The following is a 20,269-nucleotide window of genomic DNA, read 5'->3' on the forward strand; positions in this document are numbered from 1 at the left end:
GGGACACCTAGGGAGAGCCCCGCCCGCCCGCCCCTAGAAATCGGAGAACACACCACATGACAACGACGTCAGCGACGTCGACGCGCGGTGGAGCGCGCGTCCACGTCCAGCGCTTCGGCACCTTCCTCTCGGGAATGGTCATGCCGAACATCGCGGCCTTCATCGCCTGGGGCTTCATCACGGCCCTCTTCATCCAGACCGGATGGCTCCCCCTCCTCGGCATCGACGCCACCTGGGTCCAGCAGTTCGGCGGCTGGAGCACGGATCCCGACGTGGTCAACACCGGCCTCGTCGCCCCGATGATCACCTACCTTCTCCCGCTCCTCATCGCGAACACCGGCGGCCGCATGGTCTACGGCGCCCGCGGAGGCGTGGTCGGCACCATCGCGACCATGGGCGTCATCGTCGGCGCCGGCATCCCGATGTTCATCGGCGCCATGATCATGGGCCCGCTGTCGGCGTGGCTCATGAAGAAGGTCGACTCGATCTGGGACGGCAAGATCAAGCCCGGTTTCGAGATGCTGGTCAACAACTTCTCCGCCGGAATCCTCGGCCTCCTCCTCGCGCTCCTCGCCTTCGCGGGCGTCGCGCCGCTCGTGGTCGGCCTCTCGACCGCCCTCGGTGCCGGCGTGGAGTTCCTGGTCAACGCGGGCCTGCTCCCGCTGACCTCGCTCTTCATCGAGCCGGCGAAGATCCTCTTCCTCAACAACGCCATCAATCACGGCATCCTCACGCCGCTGGGCGTGCAGCAGGCGGAGGAGGCGGGCAAGTCCTACCTCTTCCTCCTCGAGGCCAACCCCGGCCCCGGCATGGGCGTGCTCCTGGCCTTCGCGTTCTTCGGCGTCGGCGCGGCCCGCGCCTCGGCTCCCGGCGCGGCGATCATCCACTTCATCGGCGGCATCCACGAGATCTACTTCCCGTACGTGCTGATGAAGCCGGCGCTGCTCGCGGCCGTCATCCTCGGCGGTGCGACCGGTGTCGCGACGAACGTCGCGTTCAACTCCGGCCTCCGCGCCCCCGCCTCGCCCGGCTCGATCATCGCGGTGCTCCTGCAGACCGCGAACGACAGCTTCCTCGGCGTCATCCTCTCGGTGATCCTCGCGACCGCCGTGTCGTTCCTGGTGGCCTCGGTCATCATCCGGTCCGGCCGCAAGCGCGACCTGGCCGCGGAGCAGGAGGGCGACGACAAGCTCGCCGCCGCCGTCGCCGCCAACGAGGCGAACAAGGGCAAGGAGAGCGCCGTCGGCTCGCTCATCAACGCCCGCGGCGCCAACGCTCCGCAGGACTCGGCCGGCGCCTCGACCGCGGGGGCCACGGCAACCGCGACCCAGGTCCGGAACATCGTCTTCGCCTGCGACGCCGGCATGGGCTCGTCCGCGATGGGCGCCTCGGTGCTGCGGAACAAGATGAAGAAGGCGGGCTTCGAGGACGTCACGGTCACCAACAAGGCGATCGCCGCTCTCGAGGACGACGTGGACCTGGTCATCACCCAGGCCGAGCTCACGGAGCGCGCCCGCCAGCGCACTCCGGGCGCCATCCACGTCTCCGTGGACAACTTCATGAACAGCCCGAAGTACGACGAGGTCGTCTCGCTGGTCGCGGAGCAGCACGGCAAGTAGTACGCCAACCATTCGGAGGGAACCCGTAGGGTGCGACAGAGCGGACACGCTCCGCTCGCCCCTGCGGGTTCCCTCGCTGTCAGCACCTCCACGGAAGGACGCACCCCATGAGCGACGTGCTCACCATCGGACAGATCGACGCCTCCGGCACCGCCACCACGAAGGAGGCCGCCATCAAGGAGGCCGCCGACATGCTGGTCGGCGTCGGCGCGGTCACCCCCGCCTACTACGAGGCCATGCTCGCCCGCGAGGCGACCGTCTCGACCTACATGGGCAACCTGCTCGCCATCCCGCACGGCACCAACGACGCGAAGGACGAGATCCGCTCCTCCGCCCTCTCGTTCGTGCGCTATGCGCAGCCGATCGACTGGGACGGCAACGAGGTGCGCTTCGTCGTCGGCATCGCCGGCGTCGACAACGAGCACCTCGAGATCCTCTCCAAGATCGCGATCATCTTCTCGGAGGAGGACGAGGTGCAGAAGCTCCTCGACGCCCCGGACGCGCAGTCGCTCTACAGCCTGCTGGGCGAGGTCAACTCCTGATGCCCACCGCCGTCCACTTCGGCGCCGGCAACATCGGCCGCGGCTTCGTCGGCCTGATCCTGCACGGCGCCGGCTACGAGCTCGTCTTCGCCGACGTCAACTCCGAGCTGATCGGCCGCCTCGCCGCCGCCGACAGCTACGAGGTGCACGAGGTGGGGGAGGAGGCGGCCACGCACGTCGTCGACCGCTTCCGGGCGATCGACTCGGCCGCCGACGAGGAGGCGCTCGTCCGCGAGATCGCCGCCGCCGACATCGTCACCACGGCCGTCGGCCCGAACATCCTGCGCTTCGTCGCCCCCGTGATCGCGAAGGGCCTCGCCGCCCGCGACGAGTCGGCGCCGCGGCTGGCGGTCATGGCCTGCGAGAACGCGATCAACGCCACGCGCCTCCTGCAGACCGAGGTCGCCGCGAACCTCGGTGCGGACGAGTGGGAGCGCCTGCGCACCCGCGCCGTCTTCGCCGACACCGCGGTGGACCGCATCGTCCCCAACCAGGACCCGGGCCAGGGCCTGGACGTGACGGTGGAGAGCTTCTTCGAGTGGGTCGTCGACCGCACTCCGTTCGAGGGCACCGAGCCGGAGATCCCGGGCGCGACCTGGGTCGACGACCTCGAGCCGTTCATCGAGCGGAAGCTCTTCACCGTGAACACCGGCCACGCGACGGCCGCGTACACCGGCTTCGCGGCCGGAGCGCACAAGCTCTCCGACGCGCTGGCGATGCCCGAGGTGCACGACGCGGTCAAGGCCGCGCTCGAGGACACCAAGGCGCTCATCGTGGCCAAGCACGGCTTCAGCGACGAGGAGCAGCAGGCCTACCTCGAGAAGACGCTGAAGCGCTTCGCGAACCCGTACCTGACCGACACGGTCGACCGGGTGGGACGCCAGCCGCTGCGGAAGCTGTCGCGGCACGAGCGCTTCATCGGACCGGCGGCCGAGCTCGCCGAGCGCGGGCGCACGCCGGAGGGCCTGCTCGCCGCGATCGGCGCCGCGCTGCGCTTCGACGTGCCCGAGGACCCCCAGAGCGTGGAGCTCCACGAGAAGCTGGCCGCGCTCAGCCCGGAGGAGTTCGTGGCGGAGGTCACCGGCCTCACGGCCGAGCACCCGCTCTTCGACCGGGTCGTGGCGGTCGTCCGCGGCTAGTCCCGTGGCCGCACGGCGGTGAACGACGACGAGGTCCCCTGCTTCCGGCGGGGGACCTCGTCGTCTGCGGCGGCTCGGGTGGAGCGCTAGAACAGCCGCCAGCGGGTGAGCGGCCAGGCCACGGCGAAGACGCGTCCGGTGACCCTGTCGATCGGCACGGTCTTCACGCACGTGTCGATCGGCCCGCCGGCGCCGCGGCACTCGCCGAGCGAGTCGTTGGAGTTCGACCGGTGGTCGCCCAGGACGAAGAGGGAGCCCTCGGGGACGGTGTACTCGTCGAAGCAGCGGAGGGACGCGGGGCTCGTCGTGCAGTCGAGGGTCCCGGGGGTGAAGGGGAAGTCCTCGAACACGTAGGACTCGTCCAGCGGCTTCCCGTCGACCAGCGCATGCCCCTCGGCGTCGCAGCAGGAGACGGTGTGGCCCCCCTCGGCGATCAGCCTCTTGACGAGGAACTCCTCGTGGGAGGGGCCGATGCTGGTGACGTCGCCGAACGTCTTCACGATCTCGGAGAGGGGGCTGCCGGCCTCGTCGCTCGCGCCCCAGTCGGCGTCGCGCGAGAAGACGACGATCTGGCCCTCCTCCGGCCCGCCCTGGAGGGCGAGGGTGCGGTCGACCAGGATGCGGTCGCCGAAGAATCCGCCGCCCTGGAGGGTGTTCTCCATCGAGCCGGTCGGCACCGTGTACACCTTCACGAAGAAGGTCTGCACCAGGGCGATGACCGCGATCGCCGCCAGGATCGTCACCACCGGGTGCGAGTACCAGCTCCGCCTCGCGGTCGCGGACCTCGTCGTGCGCGCCATGTGCTCTCCCTCCGGCTCGACGGAGCCAGCCTAGGCGGCGGCGGACGCGGGGCCCGGCAGGGGGCGCGCGTCGGGCGCGGAGGCGGAGGAGGGGGCGACACGCCCGAGGTGGCGGAGCGGCCGCGATTCGCGTAGTATCGACCCTTGGTGTTTTGCGCGTGCTCCGGCATGCCCGCGAACCCCGATCCGGGCTCTCGCCCGGTGGTGGCTCGTCGCGGAAACATTCGCACGACCAGTACACACACTACTTCCGAACGACAGTGAGGCTATGGCCAAAAAAGACGGTGTCATCGAAATCGAAGGTGCGGTTGTCGAGGCGCTCCCCAACGCGATGTTCCGCGTGGAGCTGACCAACGGACACAAAGTTCTCGCCCATATCTCGGGCAAGATGCGTCAGCACTACATCCGGATCCTCCCCGAGGACCGGGTGATCGTGGAGCTGAGCCCCTACGACCTGACCCGCGGCCGGATCGTCTACCGCTACAAGTAGGCGTTCGCTCCGCTGACGTTCGCGACGTGCGTGTCCTGTAAGGAACGGCCCCGGCATCCGCCGGGAGCACGACGCCAGCGAAAACAAGGACAAGAACAATGAAGGTCAACCCCAGCGTCAAGCGCATCTGCGACCACTGCAAGATCATCCGCCGCCACGGCAACGTGATGGTCATCTGCAGCAGCAACCCCCGCCACAAGCAGCGCCAGGGCTAGTCCCGCTGCTTCCGCGAGGGAGCGCAGGGGCGGCGTGCCGCCCCCACTGCACAACTGAACACACCCGCAGCACCAGAAATCGCGCAGCACCCCGGCGACCCCGGGGTGGACGGCGAGGACACCTTCGGTCGGAGGCCGAGGCACCGGTGCTGCTTCACACCTCCACTCACTCACAGGAGAAGCCACAATGGCACGTCTGGCAGGAGTAGACATCCCGCGCGAGAAGCGCGTGGAGGTCGCACTGACCTACATCTACGGTGTCGGCCGCACTCGCGCGCTCAAGACCCTGAGCGACACCGGGATCGACGGCAACATCCGCGTCAAGGACCTTAGCGACGACCAGCTCGTCTCGCTCCGCGACTACATCGAGGGCAACTACAAGGTGGAGGGCGACCTCCGCCGCGAGGTCGCCGCCGACATCCGCCGCAAGGTCGAGATCGGCTCGTACGAGGGCCTCCGCCACCGTCGCGGCCTCCCGGTCCGTGGACAGCGCACCAAGACGAACGCGCGCACCCGCAAGGGACCCAAGCGCACCGTCGCCGGCAAGAAGAAGGCCGGCCGCAAGTAACGCGGGCGACACGGACCTAGAGGAGATACAGAATTGGCTACCCCCAAGTCGGCCGCGCGCAAGCCGCGCCGCAAGGAGAAGAAGAACATCGCTGTGGGCCAGGCCCACATCAAGTCGACGTTCAACAACACCATCGTCTCGATCACCGACCCCTCCGGGGCCGTCATCAGCTGGGCCTCGTCCGGTGGAGTCGGCTTCAAGGGCTCGCGCAAGTCGACGCCGTTCGCCGCCCAGCTCGCCGCCGAGTCGGCCGCGCGCCAGGCTCAGGAGCACGGCATGAAGAAGGTGGACGTCTTCGTGAAGGGCCCCGGCTCGGGTCGTGAGACCGCGATCCGCTCGCTCCAGGCCGCAGGCCTCGAGGTCGGCTCGATCAACGACGTCACCCCGCAGGCGCACAACGGCTGCCGCCCGCCCAAGCGTCGTCGCGTCTAAGCAGCACTCGCAGCCGTCGGTCGGCCGCACGAACCGCCTCCGGGCGGGGAGTGCGGCCGACCGGCGGATCGCGCATTTCTTTCACAACTCCACACCTCGCAAACGCACGTGTCATATAGCGGACACGTGATCGAAAGGAATCATCAGTGCTTATCGCACAGCGTCCGACGCTCACCGAGGAGAACATCTCGGAGTTCCGTTCCCGCTTCGTCATCGAGCCCCTCGAGCCCGGCTTCGGCTACACGCTCGGCAACTCGCTGCGTCGCACCCTGCTGTCCTCCATCCCCGGCGCCGCTGTCACCAGCATCCGGATCGACGGAGTCCTGCACGAGTTCACGACCGTCCCGGGCGTCCGCGAGGACGTCACCGAGATCATCCTGAACATCAAGGGACTCGTCGTCTCCTCCGAGCACGACGAGCCGATCACCGCCTACCTGCGCAAGCAGGGAGCCGGCCAGGTCACCGCCGCGGACATCTCGGCTCCGGCCGGTGTCGAGATCCACAACCCGGAGCTCGTCATCGCCACGCTGAACGACAAGGCGAAGTTCGAGCTCGAGCTCACGATCGAGCGCGGCCGCGGCTACGTCTCGGCGACCCAGAACCGCAGCGAGTTCTCCGAGGCCGGCCAGATCCCGGTCGACTCGATCTACTCGCCCGTGCTGAAGGTCACCTACCGCGTCGAGGCCACCCGTGCCGGCGAGCGCACCGACTTCGACCGCCTGGTCGTGGACGTGGAGACGAAGGCCGCGATCTCGCCGCGCGACGCCATCGCCTCCGCCGGACGCACGCTGACCGAGCTGTTCGGTCTCGCCCGCGAGCTGAACAACGCGGCCGAGGGCATCGAGATCGGCCCCGCGCCGGTCGACGCGGTCCTCTCGACCGAGCTGTCCATGCCCATCGAGGACCTCGACCTCTCGGTGCGCAGCTACAACTGCCTCAAGCGCGAGGGCATCAACAACGTCAATGAGCTCGTCGCCCTCTCGGAGACGCAGCTCATGAACATCCGCAACTTCGGTCAGAAGTCGGTGGATGAGGTCAAGGAGAAGCTGACGGAGCTCGGCCTGTCGCTCAAGGACTCGGTCCCCGGGTTCGACGGCGCCCACTTCTACAGCTACGACGACGAGAGCATCTAGGTCCTCCGCTCCGGAGCCCCGGCTCCTCGCGTCCGACCTGCTGACACCCCTTTAGTACTGGAGTAAACCCATGCCCAAGCCCACCAAGGGCCCCCGCCTCGGAGGCGGACCCGCACACGAGCGCCTGCTGCTGGCGAACCTGGCCGCGGCCCTGTTCACGCACAAGAGCATCAAGACGACCGAGACCAAGGCCAAGCGCCTTCGTCCGCTCGCCGAGCGCCTGGTGACCTTCGCCAAGCGCGGCGACCTGCACGCCCGCCGTCGCGTCCTCGCGACGATCGGCGACAAGTCGGTCGTCCACGAGCTCTTCACCGAGATCGCTCCGCTCGTCGCCGAGCGCGAGGGCGGCTACACCCGCATCACCAAGATCGGCCCCCGCAAGGGAGACAACGCGCCCATGGCCGTGATCGAGCTCGTCCTCGAGCCCGTCACGCCCAAGGCGAAGAAGTCACGCACCGCCACGGCGCCCGTGTCCGCTCCGGTGGACGAGGCCCCCGCCGAGGAGCCCACTGCCGAGGAGACCCCCGTCGAGGAGGCGCCCGTGCAGGACGCTCCCGTCGAGGACGCCGCGCAGGACGCTCCTGTCGAGGAGACCGGCGCGACCAAGTAGTCACGCCCTCTCTGCCGAGAGCCCTCCGTCCCCTCCGGGGCGGGGGGCTCTCGTCGTTCAACGGGGCCGAGTGGCGCGAATCGTCGCTTACGATGGCACGGCTGCGCTCGTCGGGTGCGGCCGCGTCACGACCGGCGCTCCCGGGGTCCGCCCCGACGATCCTCGGAGGACTCCTGTGCGACTGCGCTCCTCGGCCGCTGCGGCGCTCCTCGCCCTGGCACTCGCGGCCGGAGTGAGCGGCTGCGCCTCCGGCGAGGTGATCGACGTGCCGGAGTCGGCGGGCCTCGCGAGCACGCCCCCGGTGCCGTCGGCCGCACCGACCGTGTCCTCCGTGCCCTCCGTGCCGTCGAGCGAGGGCGTGGACTGCGCGACCGCTCTCCCCGCCTCCCTCGTCGAGCAGGAGGCCGGCCTGACGGCGGGCACCGTGTCGATCACCGCCGCGGGAGACACGTGCTCCTACGCCGTCGACGGCGGCGACCCGGTCGTCGTGCTGACGCTGCACCGCGGGCCCCTCGTCGAGACCTTCACCGGTGCGGGCGAGGCGCTCGGCGCCGCGCCGGTCTCGCTGGGCACGGCCGCCTACTGGGTGCAGGGCATCGCCTCCGCCCCCTCCGAGCTGGCCGTGCTCGCAGGCGGCTGGGAGGCGCGGATCGTCTCCTCGGTCGGCGAGCAGTCGACGCTGGTCGGCTGGGCGGTCTCGGCCCTGGCGACCGTCGACGTCCCGCTCGCGGTCGCCTGAGCCGCGACCACGGCGCGCTCTAGACTCGTCTGATGCTCCACCGCGTCCGCCTCGACCTGGCCTACGACGGCTCGCACTTCTCCGGCTGGGCCAAGCAGCCCGGCCTCCGCACCGTGCAGGGGGTGCTCGAGGAGTCGCTCGCCCTGGTGCTGCGCTCCGAGCGGCACCCTACCGTGACGGTCGCCGGGCGCACCGACGTCGGCGTGCACGCCAGCGCCCAGGTCGCCCACGTCGACCTCACCCCCGAGCAGTGGGGCCGCATCAGCAGCGGCAGGCGCCGACCGGGAGAGGAGCCGTTCCCGCCCGCGTCGATCCTGGAGCGGCGGCTCCGCGGGATCCTCGGGCAGTACACCGACGTCTCGGTGCACCGGGTGACGGAGGCGCCGGAGGGGTTCGACGCGCGGTTCTCGGCGCGCTGGCGGCGGTACGAGTACCGGCTGGCCGACGCCTCCTCGATGCGCCACCCGCTCGACCGCACGTACACCACCTGGATCACCGACTCCCTCGACCTCGACGCGATGTCGGCCGCGGCCGGCTCGCTCCTGGGCCTGCACGACTACGCGTCGTTCTGCCGTGCCCGCGTAGGGGCCACCACCATCCGGAGCCTGCTCGACTTCACCTGGGAGCGAGACGCCGACGGCGTCCTGCACGCCCACCTGCGCGCGGACGCCTTCTGCCACAGCATGGTGCGGGCCCTCGTGGGGGCGTGCGTCGCGGTCGGCGCCGGGAAGCTCGAGGCGGGGGCGGTCCCGCTGCTGCGGGACGCCGCCCGACGGACCAACGCGTTCGCGGTGATGCCGGCCCGCGGCCTCATCCTCCGCGAGGTCGACTACCCCGAGGACGACGCGCTCGCCGAGCGGGCCCTGCTCACCCGCGCGAAGCGCACCGTGCGGACCGAGGGGCCGGACCCGGAGGACTCGGAGTGAGGCGAGGGCGCGCGCCCTCGCCCCGCGACCCGTGGCGGCTCGGGTCGCACCTCCCGCCGCCGGAGCCCCTGCCGCCACGATCCGTGCTTGGCCGCACAGGGGCTTTGCTGTAATGTCGACCCTTGGTGTTTTCGGCCGTGTGCCGAGCGCCCGAAGTTGAGCCCTCCACCGGATCGGTTCGTCCCCCTCGAGGGTCGAACGGCCACGGAGCGGGATCCACGAACACCTCACTCCGACCAGAAAGCAGCACTCACGTGACTCGCACTTTTTCTCCGAAGCCGGCTGACGTCCAGCACGACTGGATCGTCATCGACGCGTCCGACGTCGTGCTCGGCCGTCTCGCCACCCACGCCGCGGCGCTCCTGCGCGGCAAGCACAAGGCCACCTTCGCGCCGCACATGGACATGGGCGACTTCGTCATCATCGTCAACGCGGAGAAGGTCGCCCTCACCGGCCAGAAGCTCCTCCAGAAGAAGGCCTACCGCCACTCCGGCTACCCGGGCGGCCTCTCGGCCACCACGTACGCCGAGCTCCTCGAGAAGAACCCGGTCCGCGCCGTCGAGAAGGCCATCCGCGGCATGCTCCCCAAGAACTCCCTCGGCCGCGCCCAGCTGCGCAAGCTGAAGGTCTACACGGGATCCGAGCACCCCCACGCGGCCCAGCAGCCGCAGGCGTACGCCTTCACCCAGGTCGCCCAGTAGGCTCCGGCCCTCCCCGACATCCCAGACTTCGAAGACAAAGGATCACCTACACCGTGGCGAAGATCGCAGACCAGATCGACGTGGCTCCCGAGAGCTACTCCACCGAAAGCCCGGCCACCGAGGCGTCCACGACGCCCCGCGCCGTCCTCAACGTCTCCGGCGCAGCCGTGGGCCGACGCAAGCAGGCCATCGCCCGCGTGCGCCTCGTCCCCGGCAACGGCGGCATGACCGTCAACGCCCGCGAGTTCGCGGAGTACTTCCCCAACAAGCTGCACCAGCAGCTGATCACCGACCCCTTCAAGGTGCTCGACCTGATCGGCTCCTACGACGTGGTCGCCAAGATCACCGGCGGCGGCCCCTCGGGTCAGGCCGGCGCGCTGCGCCTCGCCATCGCCCGTGCCCTCAACGAGATCGACCGCGAGAACAACCGCGCGATCCTGAAGAAGGCGGGCTTCCTGACCCGCGACGCCCGCGTCATCGAGCGCAAGAAGGCCGGTCTCAAGAAGGCCCGCAAGGCGTCCCAGTTCTCGAAGCGCTAGTCGACGCGGCCTGACGGCCGCACGACCAGCAGCTCGAGAAGGGACTGCGCACCATGCCGCGCCTGTTCGGAACAGACGGCGTCCGTGGCCTCGCGAATCGCGAGGTCACGGCCGACCTGGCTCTCGGCCTCGCCCAGGCGGCCGCCCGTGTACTCGGAGCGGCCGCCCGGGCCGAGGGCCGTCGGCCCGTCGCCGTGCTCGCCCGCGACCCCCGCATCTCCGGTCAGTTCATAGGAGCCGCGGTCGCGGCGGGTCTCGCGAGCGCGGGAGTCGACGTGCTCGACGCCGGCGTCATCCCGACGCCCGCCACCGCCTACCTCATCGCCGACGAGAACGCCGACTTCGGCGTGATGATCTCGGCCTCGCACAACCCCGCCGCCGACAACGGCATCAAGTTCTTCGCCGCCGGCGGACGCAAGCTCCCGGACGAGCTCGAGAACCGCATCGAAGCGGCCCTCGGAGTGCCCCCGCTCACGCCGACCGGAGCCGACGTCGGCCGCATCACCCGCTTCTCCGACGCGGAGGACCGTTACGTCCTCCACCTGCTCGGATCCCTCGAGGGCACCCGTCTCGACGGCCTGCACGTGGTCATCGACTGCGCGCACGGCGCCGCCGCCGGCATCTCGCCCCAGGTGTTCACCGACGCCGGAGCGACCGTCACCGTCATCGGCAACGACCCCGACGGCCTCAACATCAACGACGGAGTGGGCTCCACCCACCTCGACAACGTCGCCGACGCCGTCCGCGCGGCCGGCGCCGACATCGGCATCGCCCACGACGGCGACGCCGACCGATGCCTCGCAGTGGACGCCGAGGGCCGCATCGTCGACGGCGACCAGATCATGGCGATCCTCGCGACCGCCATGGCCCGCCGCGGCGCCCTCCGCGACGACGTCCTCGTGGCCACCGTCATGAGCAACCTCGGCCTCAAGCTCGCCATGCGCGACGCCGGCATCCGCGTCATCGAGACCGCGGTCGGCGACCGCTACGTCCTCGAGGCGATGAACGACGGCGGCTACTCGCTCGGCGGGGAGCAGTCCGGCCACGTCATCATGAGCCGCTACGCCACCACCGGCGACGGCGTGCTCACCGGCCTCCAGCTCGCGGCCGAGATGGCCCGCACCGGACGCACGATCGCCGACCTGGCCGCCGTCATGTCCGTCTTCCCGCAGACCCTCCTCAACGTGCGCGGCGTCGACCGCGAGGGCGTCCGCGACGACGAGGTCATCGCCTCCGCCGTCGCCGACGCCACCGCCGAGCTCGGCAGCGACGGCCGTGTGCTCCTGCGCCCCTCCGGCACCGAGCCGATGGTGCGCGTCATGGTCGAGGCGAAGACGCAGGAGACGGCCGACCGCCTCGCCGAATCGCTCGCCGCGGTCGTGCTCGAGCGGCTGCGTTCTTAAGGAGCCGCTCCCTGCGCGGCTCCTCGCGGTCGGCTTCGCGAGGTGGTTACGATGGGTGGAGCGGGGCGCGTTCGCCGCGGGTGAATCGCTTGGCACGCGATTCCCACGACGGCTCGTGGGTTGGGCCGCTCCCTGCGCGGCTCCTCGCGGTCGGCTTGGCGAGGTGGTCACGATGGGTGGAGCGGGTCGCGTTCGCCGCGTGGGAATCGCTTGGCACGCGGCGGTGTTCGTTGCGGGGCCGCTCCCTGCGCGGCCCCTCGCGGTCGGCTTCGCGAGGGGGTTGCGCGGGTGGAGCGGGTTGCGGCCGCCGCGCGTGAATCGCTTGGCACGCGATTCACGCTGACGGCTCGTGGGTGGCGGCGAGCCTGCGCCGATCGTGCGGTGAAGGGGTTCGAGGTCGGTGGCTGCGCGGTGCGCGCGGCGGCGAACAGCGACCGGGGGCGCGGTCAGATCTTGCGGAGGAGGACCGAGGAGACCGTGTGGTCGGCCTGCTTGCGGAGGACCAGGCTCGCGCGGGAGCGGGTGGGGCGCACGTTCTGCAGCAGGTTCGGCTCGTTGATCGCGGCCCAGATGCTCCGCGCGCGCTCACGGGCCTCGTCCGGACTGAGCGCCGCGTAGCGGTGGAAGTAGGAGTTCGGATTCGCGAACGCGCCCTGCTGCAGGGTGAGGAAGCGCTCCTCGTACCAGCGCGCGATGTCGCTGGTCCGGGCGTCGACGTAGACGGTGAAGTCGAACAGGTCGCTCACCGCCAGGCCGTGACCGGGCACCGGCGGCTGCAGCACGTTCAGGCCCTCGACGATCAGCACGTCCGGCCGCCGCACGACGATCTCGGCGTCGGGGACGATGTCGTAGGAGAGGTGCGAGTAGAACGGCGCGCGCACCTCCGCGGCCCCGCCCTTCACCTCCGAGACGAAGCGCAGCAGCGCCCGCCGGTCGTACGACTCGGGGAAGCCCTTGCGGCTCATCAGACCGCGGCGCTCCAGCTCGCGGTTGGGCAGCAGGAAGCCGTCGGTGGTCACCAGCTCGACGCGGGGCGTGTCCTCCCAGCGGGCGAGCAGCTCCCGAAGCAGGCGCGCGATCGTCGACTTGCCCACCGCGACCGACCCCGCGACGCCGATCACGAACGGAGTCGGCTGCGCGCGCTCCCCGAGGAACGTGCTCGTCGCGCGGTGCAGGTGCCGCGCGCCACCGGCGTACAGGCTCAGCAGGCGCGAGAGCGGCAGGTAGACCTCCGCGACCTCGGTGAGGCTCAGCCGGTCGCCCAGCCCCCGCAGCTGCACGACCTCGGTCTCCGACAGCGGCAGCTCCGTGGTGCGGGCGAGCTCGGCCCAGTCGGAGCGGACGATCTCGACGAAGGGGGAGGGGTGCGCGTCGCGCGCGGGATCGCGAGGAGACGACGGCATGGGGACCGATCCTAGCGTCCGCCCCGCCGGGTGCCCGACGCCGCGGGAGGCGCCTCCGCGCCGCTTAGAATCGAGCGCATGTGTGGAATCGTTGGATACGTCGGTGAGCGCGACAGCCTGGCCGTGCTGCTCGGGGGCCTGAAGCGTCTGGAGTACCGCGGCTACGACTCGGCCGGCGTGGCCGTGATCGACGCCGACGGGCAGCTCGACAGCCGCAAGCGCTCGGGCAAGCTCAGCGTCCTCGTCGACGACCTCGAAGCGCACCCGCTGGCCGAGGGCACCACGGGCATCGGCCACACCCGCTGGGCGACGCACGGCGGCCCGACCGACCGCAACGCCCACCCCCACCTCGCGGACGAGGGCAGGCTCGCCGTCATCCACAACGGCATCATCGAGAACTTCCAGCCGCTCAAGGAGCAGCTCCTCGCCGAGGGCGCCGTCTTCGAGAGCGAGACCGACACCGAGGTCGCCGCGCACCTGATCGCCCGCGAGTACCGCCGCACCGGCGACCTCGTGCTCGCCTTCCAGGCCGTCGTCGCGCACCTCGAGGGCGCGTTCACCCTGCTCGCCCTGCACCAGGACCAGCCCGGCGTGGTCGTCGGCGCGCGCCGCAACTCGCCGCTCGTGATCGGCCTGGGCGACGGGGAGAACTTCCTCGGCTCCGACGTCGCGGCGTTCGTCGAGTTCACCCGCCGCGCGGTCGCCATCGGCCAGGACCAGATCGTCACGATCACCCCGGAGCTCGTCACGGTGACCGACTTCTTCGGCAACCCCGTCGAGACCGAGCCGTTCGAGATCGCCTGGGACGCGTCGGCGTCCGAGAAGGGCGGCTGGTCGAGCTTCATGGCCAAGGAGATCACCGAGGGCCCCGAGGCCGTCGCCAACACGCTCCGCGGCCGCATCCACGAGGGCGCGATCACGCTGCCCGAGCTCGACGCGCTCGGTCCGGTGCTGACGGAGATCGACCGCATCACGATCATCGCCTGCGGCACGGCCGCCTACTCGGGCATGGTAGCCAAGTACGCGATCGAGAAATGGGCGCGCGTCCCCGTCGAGGTCGAGCTCAGCCACGAGTTCCGCTACCGCGACCCGGTGCTCACCCCGCGCACCCTCGTCGTCTCGATCAGCCAGTCCGGCGAGACGATGGACACGCTGATGGCGGTCAAGTACGCCCGCGAGCACGGCGCCAAGACGCTCTCGGTCTGCAACACCCAGGGCGCGACGATCCCGCGCGAGTCGGACGCCGTGCTCTACACGCACGCGGGCCCGGAGGTGGCGGTCGCCTCGACCAAGGCCTTCGTCGCCCAGATCGCGGCGCTCTACCTCTTCGGGCTGCACCTGGCCGCGGTGCGCGGTGCCGCCTCCACCGAGCTCGTCGCCTCGCAGGCGGCCCAGCTCGCCGCGATCCCGGAGAAGCTCTCCCGCGTGCTCGACGCCTCCGACGACATCGCCCAGCTGGCCGGCTGGATGGCCGACACCCGTGCGGTGCTGTTCCTCGGCCGCCACGTCGGCTACCCGGTGGCGCTCGAGGGCGCGCTGAAGCTCAAGGAGCTCGCCTACATCCACGCCGAGGGCTTCGCGGCGGGCGAGCTCAAGCACGGCCCGATCGCACTGATCGAGCCGGGCCAGGTCGTCTTCGTGATCGTGCCGAGCCCGAGCGAGTCGTACGAGCTCCAGCGCAAGGTGATCTCGAACATCCAGGAGATCAAGGCCCGCGGCGCCCGCGTCATCGCGATCGCGGAGCAGGGCGACACGGCCGCGATCCAGATCGCCGACGAGGTCGTGCCGATCCCGCTCGCCGACCCGCTGTTCGAGCCGCTGCTCGCCGTCACCCCGCTGCAGATGTTCGCAATGGAGCTCGCCGCCGCCAAGGGCCTCGACGTCGACCAGCCGCGCAACCTCGCCAAGTCGGTCACGGTCGAGTGATCGAGCCGTGATCGTGGGGATCGGGGTGGACGTCGTGGACCTCGCGCGCTTCGAGCGCTCGCTGACGCGCACGCCCCGGCTCCGCGACCGGCTGTTCGCCGAGAGCGAACGCTCGCTCCCCGTCGCCTCGCTGGCGGGCCGCTTCGCCGCCAAGGAGGCGCTGATCAAGGCGCTCGGCGACTCCGTGGGCGCCCGCTGGCACGACATGGTCGTCGAGCGGGACGAGCACGGGAATCCGTCCTTCGCGCTGCACGGCCCGGCCCGGGCGGCCGCGGAGGCGCGCGGGATCACGCGCCTGCACCTCTCGATGACGCACGACGCGGGCGTGGCCTGCGCGTTCGTGGTGGCCGAGTCGTGAGCGTCCCCGCGTCGTACCGCGAGGCGGTGATCGACGTCGACGCGATGGCGGCGAACGCCGCGCGTCTGCGCGAGCTCACCGGCGCCCGCCGGCTGATGGCCGTCGTCAAGGCCAACGGCTACGGGCACGGCGCCCTGGCCGCGGCGCAGGCTGCGCTCGACGGCGGCGCGGACGCCCTCGGCACCGCGGAGCTGCGGGAGGCCGTGGCCCTGCGCGAGGCAGGCGTCGTCGCTCCGATCCTCTGCTGGCTGCACGACCCCGGCGAGGACTTCGACGCGGCGCTCGAGCACTCGATCGACGTCGCCGTCTCCTCGGTCGACCAGCTCGACACGCTCGCGCAGTCGGCGGAGGACCGCGGCGTGCGCGCGGCCGTGCAGCTCAAGGTCGACACGGGCCTCAGCCGCAACGGCGCCGCGGAGGAGGAGTGGCCGCACCTGGCGGAGTCGCTCGCCCGTCACAGCGCTCGCGGCACCGTCCACCTCACCGGGCTGTTCTCGCACCTGTCCAACACCTCGCGCGAGGACGACCTCGCCCAGCTCGCGCTCCTCCGCCGCGCCGAGGCCGTGCTGGCGGCGCACGGGGTGCAGGCGCCGGTCCTGCACCTCGCGGCGACGGCGGCGGCGCTGCGCCTCCCGGAGGCCCGCCTCGACATGGTGCGCAGCGGCATCGCCCTCTACGGACTCTCGCCGTTCGAGGACGAGACCTCGCTCCAGCTCGGGCTCGTCCCGGCGATGACGCTGCAGGGCCGCGTCGCCGGCGTCCGCCGGGTGCCCCACGGGACCGGCGTGAGCTACGACTACACCTGGCGGGCCGAGGGCGGGACGACCCTCGCGCTCGTGCCGTTCGGCTACGCGGACGGCATCCCGCGGAGCGCCTCCGGCGTCGCGGAGGTCTCGATCGGCGGCCGCCGCCACCGGATCGCCGGGCGGGTCGCGATGGACCAATTCGTCGTCGACGTGGGGGATGCGAGCGTCGCGACGGGCGACCCGGTGACGCTCTGGGGCGACCCGACGACCGGCGTCCCCTCGGTCGACGAGTGGGCGCGGTGGTGCGGCACCATCAACTACGAGCTGGTCACCCGGCTCGGGCCGCGGGTCCAGCGGCGGCTGCTGAGCGCGGCGGACGGCCGTGCCTGAGCGCTCCTGGTTCGCGGACCGCGTCGTCGAGGTCGCCGATCCGGAGGCCATGGCGGAGCTCGGCCGCGAGCTCGGCCGAGTGCTGCGCGCCGGCGACCTGCTGGTGCTGACCGGGCCGCTCGGCGCGGGCAAGACGACCTTCACGCGCGGGCTCGGCGAGGGCCTCGACGTGCGGGGTCCCGTGACGAGCCCCACCTTCGTGATCGCGCGGACGCATCCGCCGCTGCACGACGGGCCGCCGCTCGTGCACGTCGACGCCTACCGCGTGGGCTCGCCGGTCGAGCTCGACGACCTCGACCTCGATCCGGCGCGCTCTGTGATCGTCGTGGAGTGGGGGGCCGGGATGCTGGACGGCGTCGCGGAGTCCTGGCTCGACGTGGTCATCGAGCGGCCGACCGCCGGCTCCGACGCCGAGGAGGGCGAGGAGCCGATCGAGCCGCGGACCGTCCGCTTCCGCGGCACCGGCTGGAGCTGAGCCCGCGGGTACCCTGGACGCGTGCTCCTCGCGATCGACACCTCCTCCGGAACCTCCGTCGCCGTCGTCGACTCCGCGGGCGCCGTGCGCTCGGAGCGCACCGAGACCGACACCATGCGCCACGCGGAGGTGGTCGGCCGGCTGATCCAGGAGGCGCTCGAGGCGGCCGACGTGGCTCCCGGGGGCATCGAGGCGGTCGCCGTGGGCATGGGCCCCGGCCCCTTCACCGGCCTCCGGGTCGGGATCGCCGCCGCCCGGGCCTTCGCGCTCGGCCGCGGCGTCCCCACCCTCCCCGTGGTCTCGCACGACGCGATCGCGCTCGCCGCGCTGCGGCACGGGCGCGCCGCGGGCTTCCTCGTCGTCACCGACGCCCGCCGCCGAGAGCTGTACTGGAGCGCCTACGACGGGCTCGACGACCAGGGACTCCCCGTCCGCCTCGCCGGCCCGGGCCTGGACAAGCCGCCGGCCCTCCCGCATCCGGACCTCCCGCGCCTGGAGGCCGAGGCGGTCTCCGCCGGCGAGCTCGGAGTCGTGGCCGCCCGCCTGCGCGCTGCCGGCCGGCCCGGCGCCGCGGACGAGCCCCTCTACCTCCGCTCGCCCGACGTCACGCTGTCGGCCGGCCCCAAGCGGGTGACAGCATGAGCGAGGCCGTGCTCCGCGACGCGCAGCCGGACGACCTCGACGCCGTCATGGCGATCGAGCAGTCCGAGTTCGTCGGCGACGCCTGGTCGCGCGGGATGATGGCGGAGGAGATCCGGAGCCGTCACACCCGGTACCTGGTCGCCGAGCAGGACGGCGAGGTGGTCGGCTACGCCGGGCTCCTCTGCCCCGTCGGCGCCCACGAGGGCGACGTGCAGACGATCGCGGTCGTCGCCCGGGTCCGCCGCACCGGCCTCGGCCGCCGACTGCTGCGCGCGCTCCTCGAGGCGGCCGGCGAACGCGGCGCCCGCGAGGTCTTCCTCGAGGTCCGCGCCGACAACCCCGCCGCGCAGACCCTCTACCGCTCGGAGGGCTTCGAGGAGATCGGCGTCCGCCCCGCCTACTACCAGCCCGACGGAGTGGACGCGATCGTGATGCGCCGGCCGCCGACCCCGACCCAGGAGACCCCGTGAGCACCGGACCCCTCGTCCTCGGCATCGAGACCAGCTGCGACGAGACGGGGATCGGCATCGTCCGCGGCACGACGCTGCTCTCGAACACCATCGCCTCCTCGATGGAGGAGCACGCCCGCTACGGCGGCGTCGTGCCCGAGGTGGCCGCCCGGGCGCACCTGGAGGCGCTCGAGCCCGCCCTGCACGCGGCGCTCTCCGAGGCCGGTGTCGCGCTCGGCGACCTGGACGCGATCGCGGTCACCAGCGGACCGGGGCTCTCGGGCGCCCTCATGGTCGGCGTCGGAGCGGCGAAGGCGCTCGCCGTCTCGCTCGGCCTGCCGCTCTACGCCGTGAACCACCTCGTCGGACATGTGGGAGCCGACGTCCTCCGGGCCGACGGCAGCGAGGGCAGCCCCGTCGAGGTGCCGACGATCGCGCTGCTGGTCTCGGGCGGGCACACCTCGCTCCTGCACGTGCGCGATCTGGTGTCGGACGTCGAGCTGCTCGGCGAGACCATCGACGACGCCGCCGGCGAGGCCTTCGACAAGGTGGCGCGCGTCCTGGGCCTGCCCTATCCCGGCGGACCGCAGATCGACCGGGTGGCGGCGGACGGGGACCCGAAGGCGATCCGCTTCCCCCGCGGGCTCAGCCTGCCGAAGGACCTCGAGCGCCACCGCTACGACTTCTCGTTCTCAGGGCTGAAGACCGCGGTCGCCCGCTGGGTCGAGAAGCGCCAGGATGCGGGGGAGGAGGTGCCCGTGGCCGACGTCGCGGCGAGCTTCCGCGAGGCGGTCGCCGACGTCCTGCTCACGAAGGCGCTCGCCGCCTGCCGCGACCGGGGCGTGCCGCGCCTCCTGCTCGGGGGCGGCGTGGTCGCCAACGCCCGGGTGCGCGCTCTGGCGGAGGAGCGGTGCGCGGCCGCGGGAGTGACCCTGCGGATCCCGGCGCTCTCGCTCTGCACCGACAACGGCGCGATGATCGCCGCACTGGCGGCGCAGCTGATCGAGGCGGGGCATCCGCCGTCGGGGCTCGGCTTCGGGGCCGACTCGACCCTCCCGGTCACCGAGATCCAGGTCCGCTGAGGCCTCTACCGGGCGGCGGCCGGGGCGCGCAAGCGCCGTCCAGCTTTTTGACAGGCGGATCGTGCCACTGCCACTCTTGGCCGCATCCGCTCGTTCCTGACCCTGGGGGATTCCATGACCACTCCGTACACGCCCGCGTCCGACCGCTACAACATCCTGGCGATCATCGGCTTCATCGCCTCGTTCTTCGTCTCCATCGTGGGCATCGTGCTGGGCTTCATCGCCCTGTCGCAGATCAAGCGCACGGGGGAGAAGGGCCGCGGCCTCGCCCTCGCCGCCGTCATCATCGGCTTCGTCGCGATCATCATCACCATCATCTCGTTCGTCGCGCTCTTCTCGATCGCGGCGACCATGCCCACGACCGGGTACTGATCGACACGCCTCCGAGGCTCGGGGGCGCCCGCACCACCAGGAGGACACCGTGACCGACGACACCGCGCCCGGACCGCAGACCGGACCGGCGCCCGCGCCGTTCGCCCCTCCGCTCGGCGAGCCGTCGGCGGCCTACCCGCCGCCGACGGCCGCCGCCGATCCCTACCCCGGTCTCCCGCCCCGCCGCCCGCCGATGAATCCGCTCGCGGTCGCGGCTCTGGTGTGCGGACTGCTGGGGCTGGCGCCCGCCGCCATCGTCCTCGGCCACATCGGCTTCGCCCAGGCCCGACGCTCCGGACAGCGCGGCCGCGGTCTCGCGGTCGCCGGCTTCGTGCTGGGCTACCTCGCGATCGTCCTCGCGGTGATCGCCTACCTCGCCTGGACGGCCTTCGTCGGCGACCTGCGCGACGGCGGGTACCTGCCCGCGTGAGCGGACGGAACCCCTCCGCCGCCGCCCGGGTGCTGGCTAGACTCGCGCCATGAGCGACGACAGCACCCGTCCCGGCCCCGGCTCCGACGAGCAGCACGGCTCCGTCCCGGTCCCGCCGGCCCCGCCCGTCCCCCCTGCCC

At 71.6% G+C, this 20,269-nt stretch carries 25 protein-coding genes; 23 read left to right on the forward strand and 2 right to left on the reverse strand.

Annotation, left to right across the window (positions count from 1 at the left end):
- Window positions 1-56: 56 nt before the first annotated feature.
- From C5D50_RS08070 to C5D50_RS08080, 3 genes are all read left to right on the forward strand, one after another.
- The gene (locus C5D50_RS08070) at window positions 57-1,619 is read left to right on the forward strand and encodes a PTS mannitol transporter subunit IICB (RefSeq protein ID WP_104224995.1); all 1,563 of its coding nucleotides are present in this window, start codon (window positions 57-59) and stop codon (window positions 1,617-1,619) included.
- 107 nt (window positions 1,620-1,726) lie between these two features.
- Window positions 1,727-2,161, forward strand: coding sequence for a PTS sugar transporter subunit IIA (locus C5D50_RS08075; RefSeq protein WP_104224996.1), 435 nt, complete (start codon window positions 1,727-1,729; stop codon window positions 2,159-2,161).
- Entirely contained in the window at window positions 2,161-3,300 is a 1,140-nt protein-coding gene (locus C5D50_RS08080) for a mannitol-1-phosphate 5-dehydrogenase (protein ID WP_104261553.1), read from the forward strand. Before C5D50_RS08075 ends, C5D50_RS08080 begins: the two co-directional genes overlap by 1 nt.
- 86 nt (window positions 3,301-3,386) lie before the next feature.
- Here C5D50_RS08080 and lepB read toward each other — a convergent pair whose 3' ends face one another.
- Window positions 3,387-4,100 (reverse strand): signal peptidase I, encoded by a 714-nt coding sequence (gene lepB / locus C5D50_RS08085; protein ID WP_104283234.1) that lies wholly within the window; start codon window positions 4,098-4,100, stop codon window positions 3,387-3,389.
- A gap of 268 nt (window positions 4,101-4,368) precedes the next feature.
- Here lepB and infA point away from each other — a divergent pair, with 268 nt between their 5' ends.
- From infA to glmM, 11 genes are all read left to right on the forward strand, one after another.
- A complete protein-coding gene (gene infA, locus C5D50_RS08090) occupies window positions 4,369-4,590 on the forward strand; it encodes a translation initiation factor IF-1 (protein WP_022883252.1) in 222 nt (73 codons plus the stop codon).
- A 98-nt stretch (window positions 4,591-4,688) separates the two neighbouring features.
- On the forward strand, window positions 4,689-4,805 hold the full coding sequence (rpmJ, locus tag C5D50_RS08095; protein ID WP_055787164.1) for a 50S ribosomal protein L36: 117 nt from the start codon (window positions 4,689-4,691) through the stop codon (window positions 4,803-4,805).
- A 187-nt stretch (window positions 4,806-4,992) separates the two neighbouring features.
- Window positions 4,993-5,373 (forward strand): 30S ribosomal protein S13, encoded by a 381-nt coding sequence (gene rpsM / locus C5D50_RS08100; RefSeq protein WP_068251511.1) that lies wholly within the window; start codon window positions 4,993-4,995, stop codon window positions 5,371-5,373.
- A gap of 33 nt (window positions 5,374-5,406) precedes the next feature.
- Window positions 5,407-5,805, forward strand: a complete 399-nt coding sequence (rpsK, locus tag C5D50_RS08105; protein WP_055787170.1) for a 30S ribosomal protein S11 — start codon at window positions 5,407-5,409, stop codon at window positions 5,803-5,805.
- 146 nt (window positions 5,806-5,951) lie between these two features.
- A complete protein-coding gene (locus C5D50_RS08110; protein ID WP_104224999.1) occupies window positions 5,952-6,938 on the forward strand; it encodes a DNA-directed RNA polymerase subunit alpha in 987 nt (328 codons plus the stop codon).
- A gap of 70 nt (window positions 6,939-7,008) precedes the next feature.
- The gene (gene rplQ / locus C5D50_RS08115) at window positions 7,009-7,548 is read left to right on the forward strand and encodes a 50S ribosomal protein L17 (RefSeq protein ID WP_104251133.1); all 540 of its coding nucleotides are present in this window, start codon (window positions 7,009-7,011) and stop codon (window positions 7,546-7,548) included.
- A 175-nt stretch (window positions 7,549-7,723) separates the two neighbouring features.
- Entirely contained in the window at window positions 7,724-8,287 is a 564-nt protein-coding gene (locus C5D50_RS08120; protein ID WP_104283235.1) for a hypothetical protein, read from the forward strand.
- 32 nt (window positions 8,288-8,319) lie between these two features.
- On the forward strand, window positions 8,320-9,213 hold the full coding sequence (locus C5D50_RS08125; protein ID WP_104283236.1) for a tRNA pseudouridine(38-40) synthase TruA: 894 nt from the start codon (window positions 8,320-8,322) through the stop codon (window positions 9,211-9,213).
- A 254-nt stretch (window positions 9,214-9,467) separates the two neighbouring features.
- Window positions 9,468-9,914, forward strand: a complete 447-nt coding sequence (gene rplM, locus C5D50_RS08130; protein ID WP_104225003.1) for a 50S ribosomal protein L13 — start codon at window positions 9,468-9,470, stop codon at window positions 9,912-9,914.
- A 53-nt stretch (window positions 9,915-9,967) separates the two neighbouring features.
- Window positions 9,968-10,453 carry a 30S ribosomal protein S9 gene (rpsI, locus tag C5D50_RS08135; protein WP_104225004.1) on the forward strand — a complete coding sequence of 162 codons (486 nt, stop codon included), beginning with the start codon at window positions 9,968-9,970 and terminating at the stop codon, window positions 10,451-10,453.
- A 53-nt stretch (window positions 10,454-10,506) separates the two neighbouring features.
- Window positions 10,507-11,856 (forward strand): phosphoglucosamine mutase, encoded by a 1,350-nt coding sequence (gene glmM / locus C5D50_RS08140; RefSeq protein WP_104251130.1) that lies wholly within the window; start codon window positions 10,507-10,509, stop codon window positions 11,854-11,856.
- Window positions 11,857-12,302: 446 nt separating this feature from the next.
- Here the strand turns inward: glmM and coaA are convergent, their stop codons facing one another.
- The gene (coaA, locus tag C5D50_RS08145; protein WP_104234153.1) at window positions 12,303-13,259 is read right to left on the reverse strand and encodes a type I pantothenate kinase; all 957 of its coding nucleotides are present in this window, start codon (window positions 13,257-13,259) and stop codon (window positions 12,303-12,305) included.
- Window positions 13,260-13,337: 78 nt separating this feature from the next.
- On the opposite strand from coaA, the gene glmS reads away from it, so the two are divergent.
- The 9 genes from glmS (at window position 13,338) to C5D50_RS08190 (ending at window position 20,129) form a co-directional block, all read left to right on the forward strand.
- On the forward strand, window positions 13,338-15,185 hold the full coding sequence (gene glmS / locus C5D50_RS08150; RefSeq protein WP_104227413.1) for a glutamine--fructose-6-phosphate transaminase (isomerizing): 1,848 nt from the start codon (window positions 13,338-13,340) through the stop codon (window positions 15,183-15,185).
- Between the two features lie 7 nt (window positions 15,186-15,192).
- The gene (locus C5D50_RS08155) at window positions 15,193-15,543 is read left to right on the forward strand and encodes a holo-ACP synthase (RefSeq protein WP_104248197.1); all 351 of its coding nucleotides are present in this window, start codon (window positions 15,193-15,195) and stop codon (window positions 15,541-15,543) included.
- A complete protein-coding gene (gene alr / locus C5D50_RS08160) occupies window positions 15,540-16,679 on the forward strand; it encodes an alanine racemase (protein ID WP_104283238.1) in 1,140 nt (379 codons plus the stop codon). The genes C5D50_RS08155 and alr overlap by 4 nt, the downstream gene beginning before the upstream one ends.
- A gap of 49 nt (window positions 16,680-16,728) precedes the next feature.
- Complete coding sequence (gene tsaE, locus C5D50_RS08165; protein ID WP_104227417.1) at window positions 16,729-17,154, forward strand: tRNA (adenosine(37)-N6)-threonylcarbamoyltransferase complex ATPase subunit type 1 TsaE; 426 nt, start codon at window positions 16,729-16,731, stop codon at window positions 17,152-17,154.
- Window positions 17,155-17,175: 21 nt separating this feature from the next.
- A complete protein-coding gene (tsaB, locus tag C5D50_RS08170) occupies window positions 17,176-17,796 on the forward strand; it encodes a tRNA (adenosine(37)-N6)-threonylcarbamoyltransferase complex dimerization subunit type 1 TsaB (protein WP_104283239.1) in 621 nt (206 codons plus the stop codon).
- Window positions 17,793-18,266: a ribosomal protein S18-alanine N-acetyltransferase gene (rimI, locus tag C5D50_RS08175; RefSeq protein WP_104283240.1), complete on the forward strand. Its 474-nt coding sequence runs from the start codon at window positions 17,793-17,795 to the stop codon at window positions 18,264-18,266. Before tsaB ends, rimI begins: the two co-directional genes overlap by 4 nt.
- Window positions 18,263-19,327 (forward strand): tRNA (adenosine(37)-N6)-threonylcarbamoyltransferase complex transferase subunit TsaD, encoded by a 1,065-nt coding sequence (gene tsaD, locus C5D50_RS08180; protein WP_104225013.1) that lies wholly within the window; start codon window positions 18,263-18,265, stop codon window positions 19,325-19,327. Before rimI ends, tsaD begins: the two co-directional genes overlap by 4 nt.
- Window positions 19,328-19,441: 114 nt before the next feature.
- Window positions 19,442-19,699, forward strand: a complete 258-nt coding sequence (locus C5D50_RS08185; protein ID WP_104234158.1) for a DUF4190 domain-containing protein — start codon at window positions 19,442-19,444, stop codon at window positions 19,697-19,699.
- Between the two features lie 49 nt (window positions 19,700-19,748).
- Window positions 19,749-20,129 carry a DUF4190 domain-containing protein gene (locus C5D50_RS08190; protein WP_104234159.1) on the forward strand — a complete coding sequence of 127 codons (381 nt, stop codon included), beginning with the start codon at window positions 19,749-19,751 and terminating at the stop codon, window positions 20,127-20,129.
- Window positions 20,130-20,269: the final 140 nt, after the last annotated feature.

The sequence above is a fragment of the Rathayibacter sp. RFBD1 genome (assembly GCF_002932915.1).
Lineage (GTDB): Bacteria > Actinomycetota > Actinomycetes > Actinomycetales > Microbacteriaceae > Rathayibacter.

What these genes read in the sequence shown, in the direction of transcription:
- tsaE (WP_104227417.1), top strand. Translation starts at nt 16,729, where the DNA reads ATGGCGGAGCTCGGCCGCGAGCTCGGCCGAGTGCTGCGCGCCGGCGAC.
- rimI (WP_104283240.1), top strand. Translation starts at nt 17,793, where the DNA reads ATGAGCGAGGCCGTGCTCCGCGACGCGCAGCCGGACGACCTCGACGCC.
- lepB (WP_104283234.1), bottom strand. Translation starts at nt 4,100, where the DNA reads ATGGCGCGCACGACGAGGTCCGCGACCGCGAGGCGGAGCTGGTACTCG.
- C5D50_RS08125 (WP_104283236.1), top strand. Translation starts at nt 8,320, where the DNA reads ATGCTCCACCGCGTCCGCCTCGACCTGGCCTACGACGGCTCGCACTTC.
- coaA (WP_104234153.1), bottom strand. Translation starts at nt 13,259, where the DNA reads ATGCCGTCGTCTCCTCGCGATCCCGCGCGCGACGCGCACCCCTCCCCC.
- C5D50_RS08185 (WP_104234158.1), top strand. Translation starts at nt 19,442, where the DNA reads ATGACCACTCCGTACACGCCCGCGTCCGACCGCTACAACATCCTGGCG.
- C5D50_RS08075 (WP_104224996.1), top strand. Translation starts at nt 1,727, where the DNA reads ATGAGCGACGTGCTCACCATCGGACAGATCGACGCCTCCGGCACCGCC.
- rpmJ (WP_055787164.1), top strand. Translation starts at nt 4,689, where the DNA reads ATGAAGGTCAACCCCAGCGTCAAGCGCATCTGCGACCACTGCAAGATC.
- glmM (WP_104251130.1), top strand. Translation starts at nt 10,507, where the DNA reads ATGCCGCGCCTGTTCGGAACAGACGGCGTCCGTGGCCTCGCGAATCGC.
- C5D50_RS08080 (WP_104261553.1), top strand. Translation starts at nt 2,161, where the DNA reads ATGCCCACCGCCGTCCACTTCGGCGCCGGCAACATCGGCCGCGGCTTC.
- rpsM (WP_068251511.1), top strand. Translation starts at nt 4,993, where the DNA reads ATGGCACGTCTGGCAGGAGTAGACATCCCGCGCGAGAAGCGCGTGGAG.
- infA (WP_022883252.1), top strand. Translation starts at nt 4,369, where the DNA reads ATGGCCAAAAAAGACGGTGTCATCGAAATCGAAGGTGCGGTTGTCGAG.
- C5D50_RS08070 (WP_104224995.1), top strand. Translation starts at nt 57, where the DNA reads ATGACAACGACGTCAGCGACGTCGACGCGCGGTGGAGCGCGCGTCCAC.
- glmS (WP_104227413.1), top strand. Translation starts at nt 13,338, where the DNA reads ATGTGTGGAATCGTTGGATACGTCGGTGAGCGCGACAGCCTGGCCGTG.
- rplQ (WP_104251133.1), top strand. Translation starts at nt 7,009, where the DNA reads ATGCCCAAGCCCACCAAGGGCCCCCGCCTCGGAGGCGGACCCGCACAC.